The organism is Rhodococcus sp. NPDC004095 (genome assembly GCF_053604015.1).
In genome coordinates this window covers 79,875-92,773 of the sequence record NZ_JBSGGS010000010.1, presented here as the reverse complement: position 1 = coordinate 92,773, position 12,899 = coordinate 79,875, and the positions used below count along the sequence as shown (strand labels likewise).

General features: G+C 69.4%; 12 protein-coding genes and 1 other RNA gene. 4 read left to right on the top strand and 9 right to left on the bottom strand.

What is annotated here, in order from left to right; all coding sequences use genetic code 11:
- Window positions 1-53 precede the first annotated feature (53 nt).
- Window positions 54-424: a transfer-messenger RNA gene (ssrA, locus tag ACWEPG_RS19870) on the bottom strand.
- Between the two features lie 188 nt (window positions 425-612).
- Between ssrA and ACWEPG_RS19865 the strand changes: the two genes are divergently transcribed.
- Complete coding sequence (locus tag ACWEPG_RS19865) at window positions 613-2,712, top strand: membrane dipeptidase (RefSeq protein ID WP_452595089.1); 2,100 nt, start codon at window positions 613-615, stop codon at window positions 2,710-2,712.
- 91 nt (window positions 2,713-2,803) lie between these two features.
- On the top strand, window positions 2,804-4,858 hold the full coding sequence (locus ACWEPG_RS19860; RefSeq protein WP_452595088.1) for an elongation factor G: 2,055 nt from the start codon (window positions 2,804-2,806) through the stop codon (window positions 4,856-4,858).
- A gap of 9 nt (window positions 4,859-4,867) precedes the next feature.
- Here ACWEPG_RS19860 and ACWEPG_RS19855 read toward each other — a convergent pair whose 3' ends face one another.
- The 7 genes from ACWEPG_RS19855 to prfB all read right to left on the bottom strand — a co-directional run bounded on the left by ACWEPG_RS19855 (window position 4,868) and on the right by prfB (window position 10,493).
- Entirely contained in the window at window positions 4,868-5,728 is an 861-nt protein-coding gene (locus ACWEPG_RS19855; RefSeq protein WP_452595087.1) for an EamA family transporter, read from the bottom strand.
- Between the two features lie 22 nt (window positions 5,729-5,750).
- A complete protein-coding gene (gene smpB, locus ACWEPG_RS19850; RefSeq protein WP_450134861.1) occupies window positions 5,751-6,227 on the bottom strand; it encodes an SsrA-binding protein SmpB in 477 nt (158 codons plus the stop codon).
- 90 nt (window positions 6,228-6,317) lie between these two features.
- A complete protein-coding gene (ftsX, locus tag ACWEPG_RS19845) occupies window positions 6,318-7,223 on the bottom strand; it encodes a permease-like cell division protein FtsX (protein WP_450116715.1) in 906 nt (301 codons plus the stop codon).
- A gap of 51 nt (window positions 7,224-7,274) precedes the next feature.
- Window positions 7,275-7,964, bottom strand: coding sequence for a cell division ATP-binding protein FtsE (gene ftsE / locus ACWEPG_RS19840; protein WP_450116714.1), 690 nt, complete (start codon window positions 7,962-7,964; stop codon window positions 7,275-7,277).
- A 76-nt stretch (window positions 7,965-8,040) separates the two neighbouring features.
- Window positions 8,041-8,499, bottom strand: a complete 459-nt coding sequence (locus ACWEPG_RS19835) for a hypothetical protein (protein WP_452595086.1) — start codon at window positions 8,497-8,499, stop codon at window positions 8,041-8,043.
- On the bottom strand, window positions 8,496-9,389 hold the full coding sequence (locus tag ACWEPG_RS19830; RefSeq protein ID WP_450116712.1) for a mechanosensitive ion channel family protein: 894 nt from the start codon (window positions 9,387-9,389) through the stop codon (window positions 8,496-8,498). Before ACWEPG_RS19830 ends, ACWEPG_RS19835 begins: the two co-directional genes overlap by 4 nt.
- Window positions 9,390-10,493 (bottom strand): peptide chain release factor 2, encoded by a 1,104-nt coding sequence (prfB, locus tag ACWEPG_RS19825; protein ID WP_450116711.1) that lies wholly within the window; start codon window positions 10,491-10,493, stop codon window positions 9,390-9,392.
- Window positions 10,494-10,637: 144 nt separating this feature from the next.
- On the opposite strand from prfB, the gene ACWEPG_RS19820 reads away from it, so the two are divergent.
- A complete protein-coding gene (locus ACWEPG_RS19820; RefSeq protein ID WP_450134860.1) occupies window positions 10,638-11,135 on the top strand; it encodes a beta-class carbonic anhydrase in 498 nt (165 codons plus the stop codon).
- Between the two features lie 30 nt (window positions 11,136-11,165).
- A complete protein-coding gene (gene hisN, locus ACWEPG_RS19815) occupies window positions 11,166-11,948 on the top strand; it encodes a histidinol-phosphatase (protein ID WP_452595085.1) in 783 nt (260 codons plus the stop codon).
- A 47-nt stretch (window positions 11,949-11,995) separates the two neighbouring features.
- On the opposite strand, the gene ACWEPG_RS19810 is transcribed toward hisN, so the two are convergent.
- On the bottom strand, window positions 11,996-12,832 hold the full coding sequence (locus ACWEPG_RS19810; protein ID WP_452595084.1) for a MerR family transcriptional regulator: 837 nt from the start codon (window positions 12,830-12,832) through the stop codon (window positions 11,996-11,998).
- Between the last annotated feature and the right edge of the window lie 67 nt (window positions 12,833-12,899).

The following is a 12,899-nucleotide window of genomic DNA, read 5'->3' as shown; positions in this document are numbered from 1 at the left end:
CCGACCAAGCAGGAAAGCCCCCCACTCGCATCTGTACGAGTGGGGGGCCTTTCTTGTGGAGCTGCCGGGAATTGAACCCGGGTCCTACGCAAATTTGCCTGGGCTTCTCCGTGTGCAGTTCGCTATGCCTCTACTTGGATCTCCCGGTCTCGCGAACAAGCCGTGATGACGATCCCAGTCACTGTTTGATGTCCCATCCGACTCCGTGACCGAGCCGGTAGGTGAAGCCCTCTAGCTGATGCCAGTACCCGACCCGAGGGCGAGATCGGACTGACAGACACGCTTCGCTACTTAGGCAGCGAGAGCGTAGTCGCGCTGATTGGAATCGGCGCTTAATTGGTTGCATCGACGCTTACGGTGGTCTCTTGCCTGCACCGACACGCTTCCCCAAACTAAACGTACGCAGTCGAAACCGTTCAGCCCCGTACGTACCCAGCGACTTGCTGGGACCACACACTGTAACGCCCCGGCGCCGAGAAATCATCCTGATTTCCAGTCCGGCGTGTCGGCGAGCGCAAACCTGGACATTCGTCCAGCATCCCCCTACGCTGCGGACCCAGTTCGGTGGATGATTCACGCCACAGCCGTCCCACGGGGAGACTTCCGACACAGATGAAATCCGCAGCCCACATCGTGACCGCGTTCGCCGTCGCCTTGTCACTCGTTGTCGGCGCCGCGACCGCCGCGGCCGCACCCGAGCCGCCCAGCACAGGCCCAGGCGACGACCCCGTGTTCGGGCTCGCGAACGGCTGCTATGCACTGCGGTCCGAGGGCTCGGGCGCCTTCACCCGGCTCACCCCGGAGGGTTACCGCGTCGACGCCGCGACCGCCGGCGACGGCGAGCCCTTCCGGTTGCACGCCGCCCAGCTCGGCCGGTTCATGTTCTACGGGCGCGGTGGCGACATGCTCTCCCACGGCAGCGCTGGCGGACTCCTGCCCGATCCCGCCGCGGACTCGGCCATCGTGCCGACCCGTGACGCGACCCCCGCGACGGACTGGACCCTCACCCACACGGACGGCGTGTACAGCGTCGTCTCCACCGACACCGGCGACCAGCTCACCGCCCACCAGGGACGACTGTTCTCCACCGATCCGGGTGTCGACCCCGACGGCGGCCGGTTCACCCTCGTCCCGACATCGGGCTGCGCGGACTTCCCCGACTCCGAGGTGAACGCGACCGGAACCCCCCTTTCGGGGACCGGACCGAACGGCGAGGTGCGGGGCTTCATCGACGCCCACGTGCACCTCGACGCCAACCTGTTCATCGGCGGTCAGGTGCACTGCGGCACCCCGTTCGACCCGCAGGGCATCACCGTCGCCCTGCGCGACTGCGCCGACCACGGCACCGACGGATTCCCGGCCCTGCTGGAGAACATCCTCTCGCACGGCACCCCGGTCGCCGAGCACGACACCGTCGGGTGGCCCACCTTCGAGGACTGGCCGAATGCCGACTCGCTGACCCACGAGCAGACCTACTACCGGTGGGTCGAACGCGCCTGGCGCGGCGGCCTGCGGATCTTCACCAACCTGCTGGTGAACAACCGGGTGCTGTGCGACGTGTACCCGCTGAAGAACCGCTCGTGCAACGACATGGACACCATCCGTGCGCAGGCGAAGCAGGTGCACGAGATGCAGGACTACATCGACGCCCAGTACGGCGGACCGGGCCGTGGCTGGTTCCGGATCGTCAGCTCCCCTGCCGAGGTCCGCAAGGTCGCGAGCGAGGGGAAGCTGGCCGTGACCCTCGGCATCGAGACGTCGGAGCCGTTCGGCTGTGGCATCCGCGAGGGCGTACCGCAGTGCACCGAGGCGGACATCGACCGCGGCCTCGACGAGGTGTACGCGATGGGCGTCCGGCAGATGATCGTCACCCACAAGTTCGACAACGCGTTCGGCGGTGTCCGCTTCGATCCCGGCATCCAGGGCGTCGCCGTGAACGTCGGCAACCTCCTCGGGACCGGCCGGTTCTGGGAGGCGGAGCCCTGCACGACGCCCGAACACGACAACGAGTTGCTGTCCGTGGGAGACGGTCCCGCCGAGGCGCTCGCCGCGCTGCCGCCGGGAGTGACCACCCCGGTGTACCCGTCGGGTCCGCTGTGCAACACCCGCGGTCTGACCGACCTCGGAGAGCACATGGTTCGCGGCATGATGGACCGGGGCATGATCGTCGACGTCGACCACATGAGCGTGAAGACCGCCGAGGACACCCTGCGCATCCTCGAGGAGGCGAAGTACTCGGGTGTGGTGTCGAGTCACAGCTGGACCGATCCGCTCAACTATCGGCGGATCTACGCGCTCGGCGGGTTCGTCGCAGCGTATGCGTCGAGCCTGCAGGACGATCCGAAGAAGGAGGACTTCGTCTCCGCGTGGCGTGAGGCCCGCGAGATGCGCAGCGACGACCACTACTTCGGCTTCGGATACGGCGCGGACACCAACGGGTTCGGTCCGCAGGCCCGTCCGCGTGCGAACGCCGCGGCGGATCCGTTGCACTACCCGTACACGACCTTCGACGGCGGCACGGTGATGGACCGGCAGCGGACCGGCGAACGCGTCTTCGACCTGAACGTCGACGGCGTCGCCCAGTACGGGCTGATACCCGACTGGATCGAGGACATGCGGAACGTGGCCGGCGACGACGGCGATCGGATCATCGAGGACATGAGCCGCGGCGCGGAGGCGTACCTCCAGATGTGGGAGCGCCTCGCCGAGTAGTCGGGGCGGCGGTGCCGAATCGTCCGGTTGCGGTGGGGCTGCGGGCCTAGACTCGACTGCGAGCCGACACCGCTACCGCGAGGAGGCCGACGTGGCCGACCGAACTTCGTCCCGCGCAAGCCAGGCCGCGCCCGTCACCGGTCCCGAACAGATCCGCAACGTGGTGCTCGTCGGGTGCAGCGGGGTCGGCAAGACCACCCTCGCCGAATCGCTCGCCCTCACCACCGGCGCGATCGGCAAGGCCGGTCGGGTGGTGGACGGCACGACCGTGTCCGACTACGAGGACATCGAGCACCAGCAGCAGCGGTCGGTGCAACTCACGGTGCTGCCGCTGGACTGGAACGGTGTGCGGATCAATCTGCTCGACCCACCCGGACATCCCGACTTCGACGCGGAACTGCGCGCCGGGTTGCGGGCCGCGGACGCCGCGGTGTTCGTCGTCTCGGCCACCGACCCGGTCACGGCACCGACCCGGGCACTGTGGCGGGAGGCGACGGAGTTCGGGGTGCCGCGGGCGATCGCGGTGTCGAAACTCGACCTCGCCAGGGAGAGCTTCGACGACATCCTCACCGCCTGCCACGACGCGTTCGGTCTCGGGCCGGACACCCTGCGACCCGTGTTCGTGCCGGTGCTGGACGGAGGCACCCCGAGCGGCTCCGTCGACCTGCTGACCGGCCGCGGCTACGGGGAGGTCGGCGCCGCACCCGACACCGCCGCCGCCCGGGAAAGTCTCGTCGAGGCGATCTCCGGCCTCGACGACACGTTGATGGAGCGGTACCTGGCCGGCGAGGAACTCGACACCGACTCGCTGTTCGCCGGGCTGCGGCACGAGATCGTCGACTGCACACTCCATCCCGCGCTGGCGGTCACCGAAACCGGTTTCGGCGCGGCGGAACTGCTCGACCTGATCGCCGGGGCGTTCCCGGATCCGACGCACCGGGCGGGCCCCGGCCCGGCCGCGGACCCCGACGCACCGCTGACCGCGCAGGTCGTGCGGATCACCGGCGACGCCTACGTGGGCCGCATCAATCTGGTGCGCGTGTACAGCGGCACGCTGCGCCCCGACACGCGGGTGCAGGTGCTCGGACCCGAGGGCGCCGTGGAGGACCGGGTGACGACGCTTGCGGGACCGTTCGGGAAGTCGACCCATCCGGTCCCCGAGGCGATCGCCGGCGACATCGTGTGCGTGCCGAAGGTGGCGTCCACGCACATCGGTGACACCCTCGCCGACGATCCCGCGACCGCACCGATGCCGCTCTGGCCGCTGCCGGCGGCGCTGCTGCCGATCGGGGTGGAGGCGCACAGCAAGGCCGACGAGGACAAGCTGTCGCAGGCGCTGGCCCGGCTGACCGTCGAGGATCCCGCGCTGCGGCTCGAGCAGAATCCGCAGACCCATCAGCTGGTGCTGTGGTGCACCGGCGAGGCGCACGCCGAGGTCACCCTGGACCGGCTGCGCACCCGGCACGGGGTGAATGTCGACACCGTGCCGTACCAGGTGGCGTTGCGGGAGACGTTCGGCGCCAGCTCGGCCGGGCACGGTCGGCTGGTCAAGCAGTCCGGAGGTCACGGCCAGTACGCGATCTGCGACCTCGAGGTCGAACCGTTGCCCGCCGGGGAGGGCTTCGAGTTCGCGGTGCGGGTGGTCGGCGGCGCGGTCCCGAAGAACTTCATCCCGTCGGTGGAGAAGGGGGTCCGGACCCAGCTCCGGTCCGGGGTCGCGACCGGGCATCCGCTCGTCGACGTGCGGGTCACCCTCGTCGACGGGAAGGCGCACTCGGTGGACTCGTCGGATGCCGCGTTCCAGACGGCCGCAGCGCTGGCACTCAAGGACGCCGCGAGCCGGACCGAGATCCGACTGCTCGAACCGGTCGCCGCGGTGCGGGTGATCCTGCCCGACGACTACCTGGGCGCGGTGCTCGGCGACCTGTCGGCCCGGCGCGGGCACGTGCTCGGCACCGAGACCACCGAACCCGGTACCGCGCTGCTGCGAGCGGAGGTCCCGGAGATCGAGCTGGCCCGGTACCCGGTGGATCTGCGCTCACTCACCCACGGCACCGCCGAGTTCGCCCGCGCGCACCTGCGCTACGAGGTGATGCCGACCTCGGTCGCCGCGAAGTACACCGGCAACGGCGCGGCCGCGCGCTGACGGACTCGCTCACGCGAGGGCGATCAGCGCGACCGCGGCGACCGCGAGGCCCATCCCCACCTGCTGACGCCGGCCGACTCGTTCGCCGAGCATCGTCATCGCCAGCAGCACGGTCGCGGCCGGGTACAGGGATCCGATCACCGCGACGAGCGAGAGCATTCCGCCCGAGAACGCGTAGAGCATGGCACCGTTCGCGACCACGTCGAGCAGCGCGATCCCGACGGCGAGCCGCGCGACCTGCCGCGGGGGCATTGCGAACTGCCGCGCCCCGAGCGCGACCACCCACACGACGGCGGTCGCCGCGGCCCGCGACACCGCCAGCGGCCACAGCCCGGCACCGTCCCCGATCCGGTGCAGGCTCACGAACGAAAGTGCGAACGCCACGCCGGACCCGACCGTCAGCCAGGCGACGGCCGGGGTGAACCGGGCCCGATGCCCGTCGACGGCCTCCCCCGCCGCTTCGGGGGTCTCGCGGCTGACGAGCACCACCGCGACCAGCGCCAGGACGACACCGGTGAGGGCGAGGGCACCCGGACGCTCCCCGGTCGCGAACCCGACGAGCACGGGGATCCCGGCGACGAGGATCGCCGTGAGCGGGGAGACCACCGACATCGGCCCGTCCGCCAGCGCGAGGTAGAACCACCACACCGCGATCCCGGAGGCGACACCGGACGCGGCGCCCCACAGCGCGGTCGACCACGTCAGCGAACCACCGGCGAGCGGGGCGACGGCCAGGGCCATCAGCAGCGAGACCGGGTACGAGACGATGACCACCCGCAACGCCGCGACGCGCCGCGAGGCGAGCCCGCCGACGAAGTCGCTCACCCCGTATCCGACGGCGGCGAGCAGGGCGAGCAGGACAGCCGTCACGGCTCGCGCCGCCGCGGCGAAGTCAGCGGCTCATGCCCTTCACCCGACGTCCGAGCTCGCGGGTGACTTCACGTTCGGCGGTGCGGCGGGCGATGTCCTGCCGCTTGTCGTAGTCCTGCTTGCCCTTGGCGAGGGCGAGTTCGACCTTCACCTTGCCGTCGCTGAAGTACATCGACAGCGGCACCAGCGTCTGGTTGCCCTCGCGGGACTTGCCGACCAGGTTGTCGATCTCACGGCGGTGCAGCAGCAGCTTCCGGGTGCGTCGCGGCGAGTGGTTGGTCCAGCTGCCGTGCCCGTATTCGGGGATGTGCAGTCCGCGCAGCCACACCTCGCCGTCGTCGACGGTCGCGAAGGCGTCCACCAGCGACGCCTTGCCCTCACGCAGGCTCTTGACCTCGGTGCCGACGAGCGCGATCCCGGCCTCGAAGGTGTCGAGGATGGTGTAGTTGTGCCGCGCCTTGCGGTTGGTGGCGATGACCTTGCGGCCCTTTTCCTTCACGTTCGGGCCCCTTCGGTCCACTGCGGTGAGCAAGCGATCAGCGGTGAATCGGTTTCACCACAGACCAGGATAGTTCGATCGGGCAACCGGTTATTCACGCACGTACAGGCGCAACGTCACGTACGCGGTGACGGCGGCCATGCCGACGCCGACGAGGGCGAGGATCGGCGAGACGAGCAGCACGTCGCTGTTGGAGATCCGGGCCACGATGTTGGCGTCGTACACGTCGGTGAGCACGTCGTCGATGAACAGGCTCTTGGCCGTGAACAGCGCCGCGATCGCGAGCACCGCGCCGACCAGCGCGGCGACGATCGCCTCCAGCAGGAACGGCAACTGCGTGTACCAGCGGGTGGCGCCGACCAGTCGCATGATCCCGACCTCGGTACGGCGGGTGTACGCCGCGATCTGCACCATGTTGGCGATCAGCAGGATCGATGCGATCGCCTGCACGATCGCGATCGCGAACGCGGCGTTGCGGATGCCGCCGAGCACGCTGAACAGCCGCTCGACGAGGTCACGCTGGTTGAGAACGCTGTCGACGCCGGGCCGGAGCATGAACGCGTCCTCGACCACGCCGAACTTGTCCGGGTCCGACAGCCGCACCTTGAACGACGCGGGCAGTGCTTCCGGGCTGACCATCGACGCCAGTTCCGGCTGGTCCTTGAACACCCGCTCCTTCGCGTCGGCGACCGCGTCGTCGCGGTTGAGGTACTGCACCGACACCACCGAGTCGGTGTTCTCCAGGTCCTCGCGAAGCCCCTTGCAGATGTCCTGGGTGCACCCCGGATCCGAGGTGGACACGTCGTCGGTGAGGAAGATCTGCACCTCGACGCGGTCCAGGAAGATCTGCTGCGTCTTGCCTGCCATCTGCACGACGAGCAGGCCGCCGCCGAACAGGGCGAGGGAGATCGCGGTGGTGAGGATCATCGCGATCGTCATTGTGATGTTGCGGCGCAGTCCGGTGAAGACCTCGCCGAGGATGAAGCTGGCGCGCATCGGGAGTGGTGTCCTTCGTGTGTCGGGGCTGGATCTTGGACGCGTGCGGGGCTAACGCCCCACGCCGTACACGCCCCGGGCCTCGTCGCGCACCACGCGGCCGAGGTCGAGTTCGACCACTCGGCGGCGCATGGAGTCGACGATGTGGTTGTCGTGGGTGGCCATCAGGACTGTGGTGCCGGTCCGGTTGATCCGCTCGAGCAGCAGCATGATGTCGCCGCTGGTGTCCGGGTCGAGGTTGCCGGTCGGCTCGTCGGCCAGGAGCACCAGTGGCCGGTTCACGAACGCGCGCGCGATCGCGACCCGCTGCTGCTCGCCGCCGGACAGCTCGTGCGGCAGGCGGTCCGCCTTTCCGGACAGGCCGACCAGGTCGAGCACCTCGGGCACGGTCCGCTCGATCATGTTCCGCGGCTTGCCGATGACCTCGAGCGCGAACGCCACGTTCTCCGAGACCGTCTTGCGCGGCAGCAGCCGGAAGTCCTGGAACACACAGCCCATCGACTGCCGCAGCTTCGGCACCCGCCGGGCCGTGAGCTTGTTGACGTGGAAGTCGGCGACGTGGATGTCCCCGGACGTCGGGGTCTCCTCCTTGAGGAGCAGGCGCATGAACGTCGACTTCCCGGAGCCTGACGCGCCGATCAGGAAGACGAACTCGCCCTTGTCGATCGAGACGGTCACCTTGTCCAGCGCGGGACGCGAGGACGCCTTGTAGGACTTGGACACACTCTCCACGCTGATCACGAGGAGCCAGTCTAGACATGCCCGGCGGCGCCGCACCGGCGGACGACGGGCGCGCAGGTCGTGGGTGCGGCGGCGGTCAGGGTGTCGTCGGCGCAGGCTCGGTGGTGGTCTCGACCACCACTCCGGGAGGCAGCTCCACACCGGACGGAACCAGCCCGGGCGGCAGCACGATCAGCGGCGACGTGGTCGGGGTCGCGCTCGTCCCGGCCTCCGCCGGACTCGGCGACGACGCGCTGGGCGACGGTGTCGTGGTCACGGTCGTGGGTGTCGTCGCGTGCACGGTCGTCGTGCTCCGCTGCGGCACCGGCTGCGGGGTGGTCTCCGCGGCCGGTGCTTGAACCCCGGTTTCCTGGTTCGGCTGCGGCTCGCCCTGGATGAAGTAGCCCCGGAGCAGGGCGGCGGCCAGGAAGCCGACGATCAGCAGCACCGTCGAGGTGCGCATCCGCCCGAGGTGCTTCGGCCACGTCCATTTCCGCGCCGGCTTGATCGGTTCGTCCGAGATCAGGCCGCTCTCGGTGCCGTCGCGTCGGGTCACGTCGCGTCTCCGTGGTCGGTGGTCAGGTCGGGGCCGAGGAAGATGCCCTCGCGGCGCAACGCGGCCGCGACCCGAATCCGCAGCGCGCGCCCGACCTCGAACTGCTTGCCGGGCAGGGTGCGGGCCACGACCCGGATGTTGACCGTCTCGAGTTCGATGGACTCGATGCCCATCACGGTCGGGGCGTCGAGCAGCAGCGGTTCGAGGTCGAGGTCGGCGAACGCCTCCCGGCAGACCGTGCGCAGCACGTCGTTGACGTGGTTGAGGTCCGCGGTCGCCGGGATCGGCACGTCGACGACGGCGCGGGCCCAGTCCTTCGACAGGTTGACCGCCTTGACGATCTGCCCGTTCGGGACGGTGATCACCTCACCGTCGGAGGACCGCAGGCGGGTGACTCGCAGCGTCACGTCCTCGACGGTGCCGTAGGCGTCGTCGCCGGAGCCGGTGATCGCGATCCGCACGACGTCACCGAAGCCGTACTGCTTCTCGGCGATGATGAAGAAGCCGGCCAGGATGTCCTGCACCACTCGCTGCGCGCCGAAACCGAGGGCCGCACCGAGCACGGTGGCCGGTGCGACGAGACTGCTGACGGAGAAACCGAGCCGCTGCAGTACCTCGATCGCGACGAGGGCGTACACGATCGTGACGGCCACCCACGTGATCACCTGCGCGAGCGCGTGCCGGTGCTTGGTCGCCTCGGACCGCACCAGGGCGTCGCCCTGGTTGTAGTTCAGGTCGATGCGATCGGTGACGCGATTGCCCGCCCAGGACAGGAACCGGCCCACGAGCAGTCCCCCGAGAACGTAGAGGACGATCTCGAGGCCGCTCGATTTCAGCCAGGTCTCGAAGTTGGTCGTCTCCGGGCCCCAGCCGACCGCGAGGGTGGTCAACTAGTCCTGCTCTCCGCGCATCCGCCAGCGGATGCCGGATTCGATGAACCCGTCGATGTCGCCGTCCAGCACCGCGGACGGGTTGTTGACCTCGTACTCGGTGCGCAGGTCCTTGACCATCTGGTACGGGTGCAGGACGTAGGAGCGCATCTGGTTGCCCCACGAGCTGCCGCCGTCGCCCTTGAGCGCGTCCATCTCGGCGCGCTCCTCCTGGCGCTTGCGCTCGAGGAGTTTGGCCTGCAGGACCCGCATCGCGGACACCTTGTTCTGCAGCTGCGACTTCTCGTTCTGACAGGTGACGACGATGCCGGTCGGGATGTGCGTCAGGCGCACGGCGGAGTCGGTGGTGTTGACGGACTGTCCACCCGGGCCGGACGAGCGGTAGACGTCGACGCGCACGTCGTTCTCGTCGATGTCGATGTGGTCGGTGGTCTCGACGACGGGCAGCACCTCGACCTCGGCGAAGGAGGTCTGCCTGCGGCCCTGGTTGTCGAACGGGCTGATCCGGACGAGCCGGTGGGTGCCCATCTCGATGGACAGGGTGCCGTACGCGTACGGCGCCTTCACCGCGAAGGTCGCGGACTTGATGCCCGCCTCTTCGGCGTAGGAGGTGTCGTAGACCTCGACGCCGTAGCCGTGCTTCTCGGCCCAGCGGATGTACATGCGCATGAGCATCTCGGCCCAGTCCGCAGCGTCGACGCCGCCGGCGCCCGAGCGGATGTTGACCAGCGCGTCACGGGGGTCGTACTCCCCCGACAGCATGGTCTTGACTTCCATAGCCTCGATGTCGGCGCGCAGGCTCGTCCGCTCCGCGTCGGCGTCGGCCACCGCGTCGGCGCCCTCTTCTTCGGCGAGTTCGTAGAGCACCGACATGTCGTCGAGCCGCGACCGCAGGTCGACGACGCGACGCAGCTCGGCCTGGGCGTGCGAGAGCTGGCTGGTGACCTGCTGCGCGTGTTCCTGGTTGTTCCACAGGTCGGGGTCGGCGGCCTGGTGTTCGAGTTCGTCGATGCGCCGGCGCAACTCCTCGACGTCGAGCACCGTCTCGACGGTGGTCAGGGTGGTGTCGAGTTCGGCGAGGTCTGAGGAAACGTCGGGATGCACAAGAGTCAAGGCTACCGGGTGCGGCGGACTGCAATGCCGTCCGCCGCCGCTCGCCCGCGGCCGAGGTGCGCAGAACCCTTGTGCGATCGGGAAGTGCGGCGTTCGATGCACGGACCATTCCCCTGCCCGACGAACGGAGCAACGATGAGCGTGACCGACGAATACCTGCGCAACAACGCCGACTACGCCCGCACGTTCAGCGGCCCGTTGCCGCTCCCACCCAGCAGGCACGTCGCAGTGCTCGCCTGCATGGACGCCCGGCTCGACGTGTACCGGATCCTCGGCCTGGAGGACGGCGAGGCACACGTGATCCGTAACGCGGGCGGCGTCGTCACCGACGACGAGATCCGGTCCCTCGCGATCAGCCAGCGCCTGCTCGGCACCACCGAGATAATCCTGATCCACCACACCGACTGCGGGATGCTGACATTCACCGATGACGCCTTCAAGCGCAGCATCCAGGACGAGACCGGCATCGAGCCGGCGTGGTCGGCGGAGGCGTTCGGCGACCTCGACGAGGATGTGCGCCAGTCGCTGCTGCGCATCGAGACCAGTCCGTTCGTGACGGCGACGACGTCGCTGCGCGGATTCGTCTTCGACGTCACGACCGGACTGCTGCGTGAGGTCGCCGCCGCGGCGTGACCACAGGCGGCGGCGGTAACCTGTGCATCCGTGACCGATCTCTCCGCCGACCTGCACCTCGCCCTCCGCATCGCCGACGCCGCCGATGCCATCACCCGGGACCGATTCGGCGCCCTGGACCTGCGGGTGGACGACAAGCCGGACCTGACGCCGGTGTCCGACGCGGATCTCGCGGTGGAGCGGGAGGTCCGGGCGATCCTCGCGAAGGAACGTCCGGAGGACGCGGTCCTCGGTGAGGAGTTCGGCGGCGAGGCCCACTTCACGGGCCGGCAGTGGGTGGTCGACCCGATCGACGGCACCAAGAACTTCGTCCGCGGCGTGCCGGTGTGGTCGACGCTGATCGCCCTGCTGCAGGACGGAGTCCCGGTGGTCGGCGTGGTCAGCGCCCCCGCCCTCTCGCGGCGGTGGTGGGCGTCCGCCGGCGCAGGCGCGTTCACGACCTTCGAGGCCACGGAGCCGCGGCGGATCACGGTGTCCGCCGTCGACCGCCTCGAGTCGGCGAGCCTGAGCTTCTCGAGCCTGTCGGGCTGGCGCGACCTCGGCATCCGCGACCGGTTCCTGGACCTGACCGACGCGGTGTGGCGGGTGCGCGGCTACGGCGACTTCCTGTCCTACTGCCTGCTCGCCGAGGGGACCCTCGAGATCGCCGCCGAACCCGAGGTGTCGCTGTGGGACCTGGCACCGCTGGATCTGCTGGTCCGTGAGGCGGGCGGGCGCTTCACCGCACTCGACGGCACACCCGGCCCGCACGGCGGCAGCGCCGTCGCCACCAACGGTCCGCTGCACGAAGAGGTTCTGCGGCGACTGCGCTGACCGGTGACCGCCGCCGCGCCCGGGTTCCGGGCGCGGCGCCGGTGTGGTCACTTGACCGGCAGATACACCGCCGTCTGCAGTTCCGCCTCGGGCGTGCTGCTCGGGTCGTTGCGGTAGACGTTGAAGTGGTGCGTGGTCACGTCGTCCGGGGTCCGCGACGCGGACAGTCCGTGCTCGGCCAGGTACGCGGCGATCGCCTCGTGGGCGCGCGGGATCGCCTGGTCGTACGGCCCGGTCACGGTGGCCACCACCACGCGCCGGACCGGGACGGGGACGGTCGTCAGCGGTTCCCGGGCGACCGTCCCTGGCGCGACCGGCAGGAACACCGATTCGTCGACGTCCGTCTCACGGAACTCGCCGTCGTGTTCGATGCATCCGCCGGGGCCGGTCGGTGCGATGCCCTGGCGTTGCAGGTCGGGTAGGAAACGCTGCCACAGTTCACCTTCGGCGGCGTAGTTCGCGACGGTGCCGCGCAGGCACACCAGGGTGTGGGCGGGCATCTCGGTCAGTTCGACTCCGGTCATGGTCTTCTCCTCGATGGTCTCGTCGAGCATGCGGTCCAGGGCGATCAGTCGGGTCCGGGCCAGTTCGGCCTCCTCGGCCAGGGTGCGGCGGTGCATCCGCAGCGCACGCACGTAGGCGGGAGTCCCGGCCGTCGTGAGCAGCGCCCCGATGGCGGACACGCCGAACCCGACGTCCCGCAGCCGCCGGATGCGCGCGGCATCGGCGGTCTGCTCCGGGTGATACCTGCGGTAGCCGCTGGCGTCGTCGACCACCGCCGGGATCAGCACGCCGTGAGCGTCGTAGTGCCGCAGCATCCGCACGCTGATCCGGGTCAGTGACGAGAACTCCCCGATGGACATCAACTCGGTGGTGTCGGTCATGTCCCGAGTCTGCGGCCTCACACGATGTCAGGGTCAAGGCGGCCGTTCCCGGACCCGCGGGCGTCGG

What these genes read in the sequence shown, in the direction of transcription:
- ACWEPG_RS19820 (WP_450134860.1), top strand. Translation starts at nt 10,638, where the DNA reads ATGAGCGTGACCGACGAATACCTGCGCAACAACGCCGACTACGCCCGC.
- ftsX (WP_450116715.1), bottom strand. Translation starts at nt 7,223, where the DNA reads ATGCGCGCCAGCTTCATCCTCGGCGAGGTCTTCACCGGACTGCGCCGC.
- ACWEPG_RS19865 (WP_452595089.1), top strand. Translation starts at nt 613, where the DNA reads ATGAAATCCGCAGCCCACATCGTGACCGCGTTCGCCGTCGCCTTGTCA.
- ACWEPG_RS19810 (WP_452595084.1), bottom strand. Translation starts at nt 12,832, where the DNA reads ATGACCGACACCACCGAGTTGATGTCCATCGGGGAGTTCTCGTCACTG.